Origin of the sequence: Mesorhizobium sp. M1A.F.Ca.IN.022.07.1.1, from assembly GCF_003997575.1 — a bacterium.
Taxonomy (GTDB): domain Bacteria; phylum Pseudomonadota; class Alphaproteobacteria; order Rhizobiales; family Rhizobiaceae; genus Mesorhizobium.
In genome coordinates, this window is the sequence record NZ_RZST01000147.1 from 1 (window position 1) to 13,329 (window position 13,329).

Consider the following 13,329-nt stretch of genomic DNA (forward strand, 5'->3'; position numbering starts at 1 on the left):
CCGCATTCCAGCACGACGCGCTTGAGGTTGGAGTCGGCCGCCGTTTCCTGCGCTACGCGGCCGACTCCAACCTCAAGCGCGTCGTGCTGGAATGCGGCGGCAAGAACCCGGCCGTGGTTCTCGACGACGCCGAAGACCTCGATCTCGTCGCCGAACAGGTGGTCAACGGCGCGTTCTGGAACATGGGCGAGAACTGCTCGGCCACCTCGCGGCTCATCGTCGACGCCAAGATCAAGGACGAGCTGCTGCAGCGTATCGGCGCCTACATGCGCGAATGGAAGACCGGCGATCCGCTCGACCCTGAAAACCGCATCGGCGCGCTGGTCAGCAAGACCCATTTCGAGAAGGTGAAATCCTTCCTCGGCGACGTTAAGACCGAAAAGCTCTCGGTCGCCCATGGCGGCGCCACGCATAAGAGCGCCTATATCGAGCCGACCGTCGTCGACGGTGTCACGCCTGCGAGCCGCCTCTTCCAGGAGGAAATTTTCGGGCCGATCCTGTCGGTGACGAAGTTCAACTCGCTGGGCGAGGCGATCGCGCTCGCCAACGACACGAATTACGGCCTGACCGCGTCCGTCTACACGGGGAGCCTGCGCAAGGCGATCAAGCTCTCCCGCGAGATCCGCGCCGGCGTCGTCACCGTCAACTGCTTCGGCGAAGGCGACGCGACGACACCGTTCGGCGGCTACAAGGAATCCGGCTTCGGCGGGCGCGACAAGTCGGTCTTCGCGCATGACAATTACTGCGAACTGAAGACGGTCTGGATCGACGTCTCCGACCGTTCGGTCGATGAGACCGTCCGGTGAGCGATCTCGTCGTCAAGCGGCTTCCGGCTGAATCCGGAATCTCTGGCTGGGAGGCGATCAGCAGACGCTGCTTCCCCGTCCGCACGCTCGACGGCGACATCAAGGCCGACTGGCTGATCATCGGCGGCGGCTTCGCCGGCCTCTCCGCCGCCCGGCGGCTCGCAAAGCTTCGGCCGGGCGACAGGATCGTCCTGCTGGAAGCCGGAGAGGTCGCCAAAGGTCCCGCCGGCCGGAATTCCGGCTATATGATCGACACCCCGCACAATTTGTCGTCGGGCGAATATTCCGTCGCCGGTGAGGCCGAAACAAAGGCGGAGATCGCCGAGAACCGCTTCGCGATCGCCTTCGCCGCCGAGGCGGCCGCGGAATACGCAATGTCCGCGCGCACCTTCGATCCCTCGGGCAAGATCAATGCCGCGGCGACCGAACGCGGCATGACACTCAATGCCAATTACGGCCGCTCGCTCAAGACGATTAGCGAAGGGCATCGCTTCCTCGACGCGAGCGACATGCGGGAAATCACCGGGTCGTCCTACTATCTCGGCGGCCTCTACACGCCCGGCGCCGTGATGATCCAGCCTGCCGACTATATCCGGGGGCTCGCGGCGGGGCTCGCACCGAAGGTCGACATCTTCGAGCACTCGCCGGTGCTCAAGCTCACCCGGGCCGGAAGAGCCTGGAAGGCGGTGTCGCGCACCGGAAGCGTCACCGCGCCGAAAGTCATCCTCGGCGTCAACGGCCATATCGACGATTTCGGTTACTTCCGCGGCCGCCTGATGCACATCTTCACCTATGCATCGATGACCGCCCCATTCACCGCGAAGTCGACGGGCAAGGACCGGTGGGCATTGCTGCCGGCCGATCCGATGGGCGCCACGGTCCGGAAGATAACCAACGACGGGCTCTCGCGGATCGTGATCCGGACCCGGTTCACCTATGACTGGCCCGTGCGGGTCAGCGAGAAGCGCTTGGCCGGCATCGCCGCCGAGCAGCGGACGTCACTCGATGCCAGGTTTCCGGACCTCAAGGATGTGCCGTTCGAATATGTCTGGGCCGGACGGCTTTGCCTCAGCCGCAACCACGTGCCCGCCTTCGGCGAGATCGAAGACGGCCTTTATTCGGCGTGCTGCGAGAACGGCCTTGGGACCGTGAAAAGCACGCTCGCGGGCATCATGGCCGCGGATCTCGCGACCGGCACCCGGTCGAACATGCTCGACAAACATACGGATCAACCCCAACCCGCGCGGCTTCCTCCCGAACCGTTCGCGTGGATGGGCATCAACACGGTGATCCGTTTGCAGGAATTGCGTGCTGGCCGCGAGGGATGAGCTCTCGCCGCGCAATGTGAAGACCGAGCAGACCGCGAAGTCTTCGAACGGGAATGGAAACGATAACTAAGGAGTGAGGAAACATGAAGACGTTGTGGAAAGCGCTCTGCGCTGCCGCGATGGTCGGGATGACCATGCTGTCCGCTCAGGCGGAAGAAAAGACAATCACCGTTGGCACGATGTCGTGGGAGGATCTCACCCCCATCACAGGCATCACCAAGAAGGTGCTTGAGGACGCCGGCTACACCGTCAAGGTGGTCGATTTTTCCGAATGGGGCATCGCCTACGCCGCATTGACCAAGGGCGACATTCAACTGCTCGCCTCGCAGACGGACTATGTCGCGCAGGACTACTGGGACAAGAACAAGAAGCGCCTCGAGAAGATCTCTCCGGTTTCGCACGGCCTCTACCAGGCGATCGCCGTGCCGAACTACGTGACCATCGATTCGACCGAGCAGCTCAACGACAACGCCGACAAGTTCGGCGGCAAGATCGTCGGCATCGAGCCGGGTTCGGGCCTGATGCGCGATGCCGCCAATGCGGTCAAGGAATACGGCCTGAAGCTCCAGCTGGTCGAAGGCAGCACCGCCGCGATGACCGCCGCGCTGAAGTCGGCCGTCGACCGCAAGGAATGGATCGCCGTCACCATCTGGGAGCCGTCCTGGATGATGCAGAAGTATCCCGTGAAATTCCTCAAGGATCCGAAGGGCATCTTCCCGCCGCCGCAGAGCTACTACTGGATTGCCAAGAAGGGCTTCTCGGCCGACCATCCGCATGCCCGAGAGGTCATCGCCTCGGTCTATGTGCCGCTCGCTGATATTACCGCCATCAACGGCGCGGTCAGCGACGGCAAGAAGATGGATGAAGCCGTCAAGGCCTGGACCGATGCTCACGCCGATCTCCTGAAGCGCTGGGAAAACATCAAGGGCGAGTAATCACACCAACGGCGGGCCGCCGAACCGGCTGCCCGCCTCCAAACACGATAGCCATTTGGTGGCCCATGGGGAAGGCAATGAACATGACCGTGAATGCCCCCAACGAAGTGTTGGTCGACTGCAAATCCGTGTGGAAGGTGTTCGGGAGCCGCGCCTCGGGCGCGGTCAAGGCGATCTCCGAGCGCGGGCTCTCCAAAAAGCAGGTGCTGCAGGAGTTCAACTGCGTGGTCGGTGTTGCCGACGCTAGCCTCCAGGTCCGCCGCGGCGAGATCTTCTGCATCATGGGCCTCTCGGGAAGCGGCAAGTCGACGCTGATCCGTCTGCTTAATCGCCTGATCGAGCCGAGCCTCGGCAAGATCACGGTCAAGGGAAAGGAGATCGCCAAACTCAATGCCTCCGAGCTGCGCGACATGCGCGCCCGCAATATCGGCATGGTGTTCCAAAGCGTGGCGCTCCTGCCGCACCGCACGGTTCTGGAAAACGCCGGCTTCGGCCTCGAGGTGCGCGGCGTCGCCAAGGAAGAACGCAACAAGATCGCCCGTGCTGCCCTCGGAAAGGTCGGGCTCGCCGATTGGACATCGCGCTATCCCTCGGAGCTTTCCGGCGGCATGCAGCAGCGCGTGGGCCTCGCCCGAGCCTTGGCGGCAGACCCGGAAATCATCCTCATGGACGAGCCTTTCAGCGCGCTCGACCCGCTCATCCGCCGTCAGTTGCAGGACGAGTTCCGGCAACTGACGAAGTCGCTCGGCAAGTCGGCGGTCTTCATCACGCATGATCTCGAGGAAGCCATCCGCATCGGCGACCGTATTGCTATCATGAAGGACGGCGTCATCGTCCAGGTCGGGACGGCTGAAGACATCGTGACAAAACCCGCAGACGATTACGTCTCCGATTTCGTGGCGGGCATTTCCAGGATTCACCTAGTCAAGGCGCACTCCGTGATGACGCCAGTGGGCGAATACAAGAGTGCGCAACCGCATAGCGACGTGAACGCCCTGCCCCAAACGTCGCCCGAGGCCGACATCGGCGCGCTCATCGACCTCACGACCCAGTCCGATCGCGATGCGGTCGCGGTGGTCGAGGGCGAAACGGTCGTCGGCGTCGTCACCATCCGCGGCCTGCTGCGCGGTGTCGCCGGCAAGCCTGCGGGGGAACTCGTGGCGGCATAGCTCGGGAGGAGCACTATGGACATCTCGACCATCACCGACACGTTCGACAGTTGGACCGACACGGCTCTCGGCTGGATCAGCGACAATGGCGACTGGCTGTTCGAAACGCTGAGGGCCGGGCTTGAAGGAACCTATGACGGCGTCCTCTGGCTGCTGCAGCTCGCACCGTTCTACCTGATCGCGATGGTCGCGGCGCTGCTCGCGTGGCGACTGATCAATGCCCTCGCCGGCGTGCTCGCCGGGCTTGCCCTGGTCTTCTGCGCGGTCATGGGGCTCTGGGCCGAGACCATGAGCACGCTCGCCCTGGTGATTACCGCCACCATATTGGCGCTGCTCTTCGGCATTCCGATCGGCATCGTGGCGGGTTTCGGCAGGGCGTTCGACCGTTTCCTCGCGCCGATACTCGACCTGATCCAGACGCTGCCACCCTACATCTATCTTCTTCCGGCGATCGCGCTGCTGGGTTACGGACCGGCGACCGCGCTCGTGGCCACTTTCATCGTCGCGATGCCTCCTGCCATCCGGCTCACTGCGCTGGGCATCCGAATGACGCCGCGCGAATTCGTGGAGCTGGGACACGCGACCGGCCTGACCCCTTGGCAGATGTTCGTCAAGATCAGGCTCCCCTTCGCCATCCCGAGCGCCATGGCGGGGATCAACCAGAGCCTGATGATGGCCTTCGGCATGGTCGTCATCGCCGGCATCGTCGGTTCGGGCGGTCTCGGCGAGACGATCTATTCGGCCGTGCGCACGCTCGACATTGCAACCTCTATCAACGCCGCCATCGCCATCGTCATACTGACCATGGTGCTCGACAGGCTCACGCAAAGCGCGGCCAGCCGCGCCAAGGGAGGCGCAAGATGAATTTCGATCTGCTCCGCTTTTCGCCGGGGGGTTATCTTGCCCCCGCGATGGATTGGCTGAACACCAACTTCCATCCGTTTTTCGACGCCGTGGCCAAACTGATCGAGGCGGTGCTCAGCGGCATCGAAGTCGCCCTGCTCTACCCGCCCGCCTATGTGACGATCGTCTTGGCCGTTGCTCTGGCCTTCTTTCTCGTCGGCACCAGGGTTGCCGTCGTGACGGCCGTTGCGCTTCTCTTCTGCCTGCTGGCCGGCTTCTGGGCCGCGTCGATGCAGACGCTGGCGCTGGTGACGGTGGCGGTGATCATCTCGGTGTCGATCGCGTTCCCGCTCGGCATCCTGGCATCGCGCTCCAAGAATTTCGAGGCCGCGATCCGGCCGGTGCTGGACATCATGCAGACGGTACCGCCTTGGGTCTATCTCATCCCAGCCGTCATGATCTTCAGCCTCGGCCGCGTGCCGGCGATCATCGCGACGATCGTCTACGGCATACCGCCGATGCTGCGCCTGACGACGCTCGCCTTCAACCAGGTGCCGAAGGATCTTCTGGAGCTTGGCCAGGCCACCGGGGCTTCGCCGCGATCGATCCTGTTTAAGATAGAGATCCCCTCCGCCACGCCCACCCTGCTGGTCGGCCTCAACCAGTGCATTCTGCTCTCACTGGCTATGGTCGTGCTGGCCGGCCTCGTCGGAGCGGGCGGCCTCGGCGCGGAGGTGACGCGGGGATTGACCCGCATGGAGATGGGGCTCGGCCTGCGGGCCGGCCTGTCGATCGTGGCGATCGCCATCTTCCTCGACCGGCTGTCGAGGGGCGCGCTGGAGCGCAGCCGGGCACCCGGTGCGGCCAAGCCTGCCTGAACGGAGAGATCATGCGCCGCAGCTTCTTCTGCATCGACGCCCACACCTGCGGCAACCCGGTTCGGCTGGTCGCCGGCGGCGGACCTTTGCTGCCGCACGCCCCGATCGCCGAGCGACGCGAGCTCTTCGTGCGCGAGCATGACTGGATCCGGCGGGCGCTGATGTTCGAACCGCGCGGCCACGACATCATGTCGGGCGCCATCATCTATCCCGCCTACCGCGAGGACTGCGATTTCGCCGTCATCTTCATCGAGGTCAGCGGCTGCCTGCCGATGTGCGGCGCCGGCACGATCGGCCTGGTTACGGCGGCGCTGGAAGAAGGGCTCGTTACGCCGCGCATCCCGGGCAGGCTGTCGATCGAGACGCCGGCGGGAAGAGTGGACATCCAGTACGAGAAGCCGGGCGAATTCGTGGACTCCGTGCGGATGTTCAATGTCGCCAGTTATCTGCATGCGGCCGATGTCGGCGTCCATGTTCCAGGGCTCGGCCGGCTCGTGGTCGACATCGCCTATGGTGGCAATTTCTACGCGGTGGTCGAGCCGCAGGAAAACTGGCGGGGTCTGGAGGGCATGTCGGCCAGCGACATCGTCGACCTCAGCCGGCGTCTGCGCGACGCGTTGGCGATTGTCTGCAATCCGGTCCACCCCGAGGACGAGAGAATAAGCGGCGTCCACCACGCCATCTGGTGCGACAAACCCTTGGGCAGCGATGCCGACGGCCGCGGTGCGGTCTTCTATGGCGACAAGGCGATCGACCGTTCGCCGGGCGGCACGGGAACGTCGGCGCGCATGGCGCAACTTCGCGGCAAGGGCCGCCTGAAAGTCGGCGACAGTTTCCGCCAGGAAAGCCTGATCGGCACTGTCTTCGAGGGCCGTGTCGAGGCGGAGGTTGACGTTGGCCCTTTCAAAGGCATTCGGCCAAGCGTCGGCGGATGGGCGCAAATTATTGGCCACAATACGATCTTTGTGGACGATCGCGATCCGCTCGCGCACGGATTCCAGATCAGGTAGGCGCTTGCTTCGCTGCCTTGTCGTGGCCTCGGTCGTCCGAATGGCCGAGCATGCGAAGCGCACGGCCGATATTTACCTAAGCTGGCCAGTCTGGCCATCGTCCTTAGGGATGCGTTTCAATTGTATTAGCATTAGCGCATATTTCTATCAGCCGGTGCCCTCTTAGCGAAGTCCCCGTACTAGGTCCCCGCCGGTTAGGCCCGGTGGCCCTTGCCTTTCGCCACCAAACCCACAAGGGCTCCGGGCCGCTCCCGTGTCAGGGTGTCGACAGACCGTGTCATTCGAACCCCGAAGGACATCGGGCATGGGAGATCGACCGCGCCGATGCGGTACACGCTTTCCTTGCACTTGCCATGACCGGGCTAGGCGACGCGAGCCGCATGCGGCTTCAGCATCGTGGCAAGCACGATGCCGGCGACGATGAAGGCGGCGCCGATGAGATCGTAGTCATGCAGGCTCTCGCCGAGCAGCAGATAGGCGAGGATGGCGACGAACATCGTCTGCAGATAGAGCAGCATGCTCGCCCGGCTGGCGCCGAGCGTCGCCACGCTGCGATTGTAGAGATAGTACATCAGGGCGCCGCCCGGGCCCGCCAGATAGGCGAGCGCGAGCCAGCCATGGGCGTTCAAGGCGGAGCGCTCGTCGTTGACCAGTTCCCACAGATGGAAAGGCAGGGCGACGAGCGCGCCGGCGCCGAGCAGGAGCACCACCAGCGGCAACAGCTCGATGCCGAATTTGGACCGGCGCACCAGCACGGTGTAGAGCGCCCAGCAGAACGCGCTGCCGACGATCCACAATTCACCCAGATTGAACTGGAGCTGGAGCAGCGCCGTCAGGTCGCCATGCGCGACGATCACCAGCATGCCGGCAAGCGCAACCACCGCGCCGAGCGCCTGCCAAAGCCCGAGCGGCTCGCCGAGCACGAAACGCGCGAGCACCATCGTCATGACCGGAGACAGCGCCATGATGATGCCGGCGGTGGTCGCGTCGGTGTCGGCGAGGCCGCGGTAGATCATGCCCTGGCAGAGCGTCAGGCCGATCGCTCCGACGGCGGCGATCTCCAGCGGCCGGGATTTGAGAAGCGCGATCATCGCGCCGTGATGGCGATGCACGATGGGCAGCAGGATGGCGCAGGCGACCGCAAGCCGCCAGAAGCAGAGTCCCCAGGGCGGCATTTCCGGCGCCACCCATTTGGCCGCGATATAGACGCCGGCCGACAGCAGCCAGCACAGCACCGCGGCCGGATAGCCGGAGAGCGAAGGTACCGAGGCGGCGGCGGACTGTTCCGCCGGATGAGCTATCGGCACCGCCTGCATGTCATGCCCCCGTTCAAAGAACGTCAGCGCCCAAGGATGGCGGCAATATATCTCAATCCCTGGCCGTCACATATATGCGCTTCCATGGACAGCGGCGGCCAAGATGCTTCGCTCTGGCTGGATGTGCTTCGGCGCCGCTACCGCATGCGCCCGCCACCGGAGCCATGCATGAACGACTGCAGCTCGTCCAGGTCGAGGCTGCCGTCGCCATCCTCGTCGGCGGCGTTGAAGATCCTGCCGACGATATCCTGAACTTCGCCCTGCGACAGTGCGCCGTCGCCGTCGGCATCCACTATCGCGAACATGACCTGCATACGGGCGCGGTGCATCATGCGCGGTCCCATCCGATCAGGCCTGCCAGCCATTCTGTCGCCGTCGCGCCGCGCTTGTCTGTCTTCGCGGTGCCAACGTCCGCCATGCCGGGGTCCCTGTTCAGCCGAACGATCTTCCTGCAGCTTCTCCTGGAGCGCGTCGTCGATCATCCGGCGGATCATCTCGCGCGTCGGACCTGCGGGTTGAGCATTGGCTTCCGGTGTCGCGGTCGGTCCGGGCTTCTGCGGAATCGGCGTGGGCTCCGGCGCAGCACTTGTCTGGGCAAGGACCGGGAAGCTCATGAATAGCAAGGCAGCAGCGGCGGCTGTGGTTCTGTACGGAAGTTTCATCGGGTTCTCCCTTGAGCTGTGACTGTCTCTCAAACTGAGATGCACAACCAACCTGCTCTCGATCCGATGGTTCCGCGCGAAGCGCCGACGGCCCAAGAAGTGTTTCGAGCCTGCAGAATGCCGGCGCGCTCCTAGGCGCGTGACACGGACTTCGACATCCCGCCAAGCTCCATCGCTCAATCACCTAAGAGCAATGTTTCGCGTTGCCGACGGCAGCAGGCTCTCGGTGCCGGGCGCGGAAACCGGGGCGCCGTGAAGAACCCAGTCGGCCGCGATCTGCCCGATCACCGGGGCCAGCTGGATGCCGTAGCCGCCGGCGCCGGCGGCGGTCACCAATGTCGGCTCGGAAGCATCGATCGGGCCGACGAAGGGGCGATGGTCGGCGGTCACGGGGTAAAGGCCGGCCCAGCCCCGGCCAAGCCGCGCGCCCGGCAGATCGGGCAGCCGCTCAAGGAGAAGCTCCGCCAGTCCGACCTTCGATCGTTCGTCGCACTGGTCGTTGTAATTGTCGGGATCCTCCGGCGCGAGCGAGTCCACCTTGTGGATCTCGGCGATCAGTTCGGTGCTTTTCTCATGGCGGAAGTTGAGGCCGCTGCCCTCGCCGTTCACCAGATCCATGACCATCGGCATCGTGTAGCCGAGCGGCTCGTCGAGATGGATGACGACCGCCTCGTGACGCTCGGGCCAAATGTGCAGGCGCTGGCCGAAGAGTTGGGCGACCTGAGGCGCCCAGGCTCCTGCCGCATTGACCACGACATCGCAATCGATCGGATCGCCGCTGGTCTCCAGCGTGTAGCCGCGCGCTCGCCGCCTTACCCCGAGCAGCTTGCGATACTGGCGGATTTCGCCGCCCTGGGTGCGGACCGCCTGCGCCAGGAAAGTGCACATCTCGTGAGGGTCGAGAAAGCCATTGTCGGGCCCGAACAACCCACCCTCCAGCCCCTCCGGATTGATGTGCGGCACGAGTTCCGCGAGTTCGTTCGCACGATAGAGTCGCGAGCGCAGGCCGGCCGCTTCCTGAATTTCCACCGACTTTGCAAACAGCTCCATCTGCTTCTGCGTGCGCGCCAGCCGCAGGTAGCCGATATGGTTGAAGCCAAGCCCCTGGCTCTCCCATTGGCGGAAGCGGCGCAGCGCATGAACGCGAAGCATGATCTCGAACGGATCGGTGAATTGCGACCCGACCACGCCGACCGACCTGCCGCTCGATCCGGAGGCGATCGACTGGCCTTCAAGCACGGTCACGCGCGCGCCCTGTTCGACAAGGTGGAGCGCCGAGCACAAACCCAACGTGCCGGCGCCGATCACCACCACATGAGGAGAAGCTGTCATCGGTGGTTCCTCCTGTCGGCCGGTCTCAGGACTGGCGAGCGATCTCGCCCAGGGTCTCGTCGATCGCCTGCAGAATGGCGCGGGCGTCCGCCTCAGTCATCGGTGTCGACAGCGCGAACAGGCCATAGCTGGCCGACAACACGCCGCGGCCAAGCAAGCCCTTGTGGAAGGCATCGAGCTTCCTGCGTTCGGCCTGGCCGGGATAGACGGAGCGGTAATCCGTGACGGGATGCGACGTGAAATGGACCTTGAAGAGCGAGCCCAGGCCGACGCATTGGCCGGCAAGACCATGCTTGCCCAATGAGGCGGCGATGCCGTCGCGCAACAAAGCGCCGAGGCGATCGAGGTGGGCAAAGCTTTCCCTGGTCAGCGCCCGCATCGCGGCCAGCCCGGCGCGCATCGTCACCGGATTGGCGGTGAAGGGGCCGCCATGCGGCAAAGCGGGCTTGCCCTGGGTCGGATCGAACACCGCCATGATGTCGGCCCGGCCGCCGACGGCACCCACGGGAAAGCCTCCGCCGATGATCTTGCCCAGCGCCGTCAGGTCGGGCTCGATGCCCCACAGCCCCTGCGCGCCCGAATAGCCGAGGCGGAAGGAAATCACCTCGTCGAAGATGACCAGGGCACCCGCCGCATGGGCGATCTCGACCATGGCGTGCAGGTAATCCTGCCGCGCCGGAATGAGGCCGGCGCGGTTCGGCATGGGATCGATCAGCACGCCGGCGATGGTATCGCGCTCAGCGGCGAAGACCGCGCGCAGCGCTTCGCTGTCGTTGAACGGCACGGCGATCACATCGTCCAGCACCCCGCGCGGCGTGCCCCTCGCATAGGGCGTGGAATTCGGCATGTCTCCCCAATTGGCGGGAGTGCTGTCGAGGCTGACTTCGGCGAAGTCGTAGGAGCCGTGATAGGCGCCCTCGATCTTGACGATTTTGGGCCGCCCGGTGAAGGCGCGCGCGGCCTTGATGGCCATCATCACCCCCTCGGTCCCAGAGTTGGCGAAGCGGATCCGGTCGACCGAGGGCAAGCGCTCGACCAGCAGCTCGGCAAGCTCGATCTCGCTGACCGTCGGCGCACCGAAGGCCGTGCCGAACGGCAGCTGGTCGATCACCGCGGCGGCCACATCCGGTTGCGTGTAGCCATGGATCATCGAGGTGAAATTGTTGATGCAGTCGTAATAGACGTTGCCGTCCACATCCCAGACCCTGCACCCCTCGCCTCGCGAGGCATAGATCGGAAACGGATCGACAAAGACCGTGGTGCGCGTGTTCCCGCCCGGCATCACCTTCCTGGCACGTTCGAACAGGGTCTTCGACAGGGGCATTGCGTCTGGATAGTGCGGCATGGTTCGATCGTATGGCTTTGTTGGCGCAGTGCGCAATCGGCCAGGCGAGGCCTGCGACGTGACCACCAAGACCCAGTTGAAGCCAAAGCTAGGCCAACCCCGCCATGCGAAGTCCGCTGATGTAGAGAGCGCGCTTTTCGGGCCTGACGATGGGGTGGTGCTCGTCGACCCAGGCCACCGAGAGGTTCGGCTGTAGCCGCAGGGCCTCCTTCAACGCCGCGGCGGCGGTGGCGACATCGCCGGCAAGGGCAGCCGTCGCCGCATAAGTCCGCCAAGCGGTGCCGAAAGCCGGCCGAAGCTGAACGGCCCGGCGCTCCAGATCGGCCGCCACATCGAACCGTCCCGCGGTGAAGTGGCAGATACCCATGGTGGAAAAGATCGCCGCCTGAATGAAATCCCGCGGGCTGAGCCGCGCGGCAATCGCCAGGTGATGCAAGCCATCCTCCGCCATGTCGCCATAGCCATAGGTGGAACCCAGAATGCAGTGCGCGAGCGAGAGCCCAGGATTGCGTTCGATCGCCTCCAGCAATTCGTCTACCGCCGAGCGAAAATTTCGCGACACCATGTGAACATAGCCGGCCGAAAGATGCGCCCAGGGATCGTCCTGATCGCGCACGACCGCCGCTTGTGCCCTCGTCAAAGCGGAGGCCAACAGCTCACGGGGTTTCGGCGTCAGGCCAAGCGCTGCCCGCGCGCCGGTCGTCCAGGCAAGAAGGCTGTTGGCGCGGGCATAATCGGGATCGATCTCAAGCGCCTTGACGAGCAGACCCTCGGCCATGTCGAGGTCTTTCTCGGATCCCCACGTCCAGACATGGGGCATGGCCTTCATCACAAAGCCCCAGGCGTCGAGCCTCTCGGCGGGACGGCTATGCAGGCGCAGACGCTCGGCTTCGTAAAGCTGGGGCTCGATCGAAGCCATGACCTTGTGGGTGATCTGGTCTTGCAACGCCAGGAAATCGCCGATCTCGACATCGAAGCGTTCCGCCCACACCTGCGTACCCGCGCTGGCATCGCTCAGCGTCGCCGTGATCCTCAGGGCCTGCCCGGACTGGCGCACGCTGCCCTGCAGGACGTAGCGGACTTTCAACTCGCGGCGCAGGCGATCGAGCTCGATGTGCTGCGGGTCATAGGCAAAGGAAGAACTCCGGTCACGCACATGCAGACCTCGCAACCGCGACAGGCCGGTGATGATGTCCTCCGACAGGCCGTCGGCAAAGTAGGACTTTTCGGGATCGTCGCCGATCAGGCGAAAACGGGTCACCGCGATGGACGGCCCTTCGTCCGATTCGGCTGCACCGTTTCGCGTATCGCTTGCGTCAAGCCGCACCTCGCCGGTCAGCCGGTAGCCCACGCGCGCGACCGCCAGGATCGAATGCGAGGCGTCGGGTCCCTCGCCCAGGACCTTGCGCAAGGCGGCGATCTGCACCGACAGGTTGCCCTCCTCGACCGCCAGTCCGTTCCAGGCTGCATCGAGCAGTTCGTCCTTACCGACCACGACTCCGGCCGAGCGCAGCAGGCGCTCCAGAAGCAGCATGGCCCGGTAGCCTACCGAAATCGGCACTCCGCGTCGGTAAAGCATTCCCGCTCCCGCATCGAGCAAGAAAGGACCAAAACTGTAGCGCCGCTCCTCCATCAGCTCACGCTAATGCAATGAGGCGTTTTTTGGAAGTTTTCGGAAGTTTTAGCACCTCGGTTCGCTACATTT

12 protein-coding genes are annotated in these 13,329 nt (G+C 64.3%); 7 read left to right on the top strand and 5 right to left on the bottom strand.

Annotation, left to right across the window (positions count from 1 at the left end; genetic code table 11):
- From EOA75_RS17480 to EOA75_RS17510, 7 genes are all read left to right on the top strand, one after another.
- Positions 1–806: aldehyde dehydrogenase family protein (locus EOA75_RS17480; RefSeq protein ID WP_127324740.1), on the top strand; the 806-nt coding region annotated here is incomplete at its 5' end.
- Positions 803–2,134 (top strand): FAD-binding oxidoreductase, encoded by a 1,332-nt coding sequence (locus EOA75_RS17485; protein WP_127324741.1) that lies wholly within the window; start codon positions 803–805, stop codon positions 2,132–2,134. The genes EOA75_RS17480 and EOA75_RS17485, both read left to right, overlap by 4 nt.
- Positions 2,135–2,217: 83 nt before the next feature.
- On the top strand, positions 2,218–3,069 hold the full coding sequence (locus tag EOA75_RS17490; protein ID WP_127217286.1) for a glycine betaine ABC transporter substrate-binding protein: 852 nt from the start codon (positions 2,218–2,220) through the stop codon (positions 3,067–3,069).
- Positions 3,070–3,146: 77 nt separating this feature from the next.
- Positions 3,147–4,238: a glycine betaine/L-proline ABC transporter ATP-binding protein gene (locus tag EOA75_RS17495; protein WP_127324742.1), complete on the top strand. Its 1,092-nt coding sequence runs from the start codon at positions 3,147–3,149 to the stop codon at positions 4,236–4,238.
- A 15-nt stretch (positions 4,239–4,253) separates the two neighbouring features.
- Positions 4,254–5,102 (top strand): ABC transporter permease subunit, encoded by an 849-nt coding sequence (locus EOA75_RS17500; protein ID WP_127324743.1) that lies wholly within the window; start codon positions 4,254–4,256, stop codon positions 5,100–5,102.
- Positions 5,099–5,959: an ABC transporter permease subunit gene (locus EOA75_RS17505; RefSeq protein ID WP_127324744.1), complete on the top strand. Its 861-nt coding sequence runs from the start codon at positions 5,099–5,101 to the stop codon at positions 5,957–5,959. Before EOA75_RS17500 ends, EOA75_RS17505 begins: the two co-directional genes overlap by 4 nt.
- Positions 5,960–5,970: 11 nt before the next feature.
- Entirely contained in the window at positions 5,971–6,969 is a 999-nt protein-coding gene (locus EOA75_RS17510; protein WP_067321781.1) for a 4-hydroxyproline epimerase, read from the top strand.
- 362 nt (positions 6,970–7,331) lie between these two features.
- Here the strand turns inward: EOA75_RS17510 and EOA75_RS17515 are convergent, their stop codons facing one another.
- From EOA75_RS17515 to EOA75_RS17535, 5 genes are all read right to left on the bottom strand, one after another.
- Positions 7,332–8,285, bottom strand: coding sequence for an EamA family transporter (locus tag EOA75_RS17515; protein ID WP_127324745.1), 954 nt, complete (start codon positions 8,283–8,285; stop codon positions 7,332–7,334).
- 137 nt (positions 8,286–8,422) lie between these two features.
- Positions 8,423–8,992, bottom strand: a complete 570-nt coding sequence (locus EOA75_RS17520) for an EF-hand domain-containing protein (protein WP_245466658.1) — start codon at positions 8,990–8,992, stop codon at positions 8,423–8,425.
- A 135-nt stretch (positions 8,993–9,127) separates the two neighbouring features.
- The gene (locus EOA75_RS17525) at positions 9,128–10,279 is read right to left on the bottom strand and encodes an FAD-binding oxidoreductase (protein WP_127324746.1); all 1,152 of its coding nucleotides are present in this window, start codon (positions 10,277–10,279) and stop codon (positions 9,128–9,130) included.
- Between the two features lie 25 nt (positions 10,280–10,304).
- Complete coding sequence (locus tag EOA75_RS17530; protein WP_127324747.1) at positions 10,305–11,624, bottom strand: aspartate aminotransferase family protein; 1,320 nt, start codon at positions 11,622–11,624, stop codon at positions 10,305–10,307.
- Between the two features lie 88 nt (positions 11,625–11,712).
- Complete coding sequence (locus EOA75_RS17535; RefSeq protein WP_164747423.1) at positions 11,713–13,203, bottom strand: winged helix-turn-helix domain-containing protein; 1,491 nt, start codon at positions 13,201–13,203, stop codon at positions 11,713–11,715.
- Positions 13,204–13,329 lie beyond the last annotated feature (126 nt).

Bases quoted from the DNA above. Each gene is read 5' to 3' on its own strand.
- EOA75_RS17530 (WP_127324747.1), bottom strand. From the start codon at position 11,624: ATGCCGCACTATCCAGACGCAATGCCCCTGTCGAAGACCCTGTTCGAA.
- EOA75_RS17510 (WP_067321781.1), top strand. From the start codon at position 5,971: ATGCGCCGCAGCTTCTTCTGCATCGACGCCCACACCTGCGGCAACCCG.
- EOA75_RS17495 (WP_127324742.1), top strand. From the start codon at position 3,147: ATGAACATGACCGTGAATGCCCCCAACGAAGTGTTGGTCGACTGCAAA.
- EOA75_RS17525 (WP_127324746.1), bottom strand. From the start codon at position 10,279: ATGACAGCTTCTCCTCATGTGGTGGTGATCGGCGCCGGCACGTTGGGT.
- EOA75_RS17490 (WP_127217286.1), top strand. From the start codon at position 2,218: ATGAAGACGTTGTGGAAAGCGCTCTGCGCTGCCGCGATGGTCGGGATG.
- EOA75_RS17535 (WP_164747423.1), bottom strand. From the start codon at position 13,203: ATGCTTTACCGACGCGGAGTGCCGATTTCGGTAGGCTACCGGGCCATG.
- EOA75_RS17500 (WP_127324743.1), top strand. From the start codon at position 4,254: ATGGACATCTCGACCATCACCGACACGTTCGACAGTTGGACCGACACG.
- EOA75_RS17505 (WP_127324744.1), top strand. From the start codon at position 5,099: ATGAATTTCGATCTGCTCCGCTTTTCGCCGGGGGGTTATCTTGCCCCC.
- EOA75_RS17515 (WP_127324745.1), bottom strand. From the start codon at position 8,285: ATGCAGGCGGTGCCGATAGCTCATCCGGCGGAACAGTCCGCCGCCGCC.